Genomic DNA, 663 nt, shown 5'->3' with positions numbered 1-663 from the left:
CTTTCTTCTGGTGTTCTGTGGAAGGAAATCCAATGGGTGCTGAAGGTATCGAAATCACTATAGATGGTGTGACTGTTACTTCTGCATTTGATGGACTTGCTTTATTTGAAGGCCTTTCTATTGGTGAACACAATTATACAGCTTCTTTTGTTGGATATGAGACACAGACTGGTACCATTACTATTGTTGACCAGAATGTAGAGCAGTTTATTATTATGATTCCTGTTCCTACTACTTTTGATGCTTTCTTCTGGTGTTCTGTGGAAGGAAATCCAATGGGTGCTGAAGGTATTGAAATCACTATTGATGGTGAGACTGTTACTTCTGCATTTGATGGACTTGCTTTATTTGAAGGCCTTTCTATTGGTGACCACGATTATTCTGCTTCTTTTGATGGATATGAGACACAGACTGGAACCATTTCTATTGTTGACCAGAATGTGGAGCAGTTTATTATTATGATTCCTGTTCCTACTACTTTTGATGCTTTCTTCTGGTGTTCTGTTGAAGGAAATCCAATGGGTGCTGAAGGTATTGAAATCACTATAGATGGTGTGACTGTTACTTCTGCATTTGATGGACTTGCTTTATTTGAAGGCCTTTCTATTGGTGACCACGATTATTCTGCTTCTTTTGATGGATATTTTACTCAAACCGGTACCA

At 38.5% G+C, this 663-nt stretch carries 1 protein-coding gene; it reads left to right on the top strand.

The window, feature by feature from the left end:
* Positions 1 to 663 (top strand): hypothetical protein (locus tag HNS40_RS22605; protein WP_172284970.1); only part of this gene is annotated, 663 nt, incomplete at both ends.

The organism is Lentimicrobium sp. S6 (assembly GCF_013166635.1).
Lineage (GTDB): Bacteria > Bacteroidota > Bacteroidia > Bacteroidales > UBA12170 > UBA12170.
Note: the sequence above shows the minus strand (reverse complement) of the source record. Positions and strands in the feature narration are given on the sequence as shown.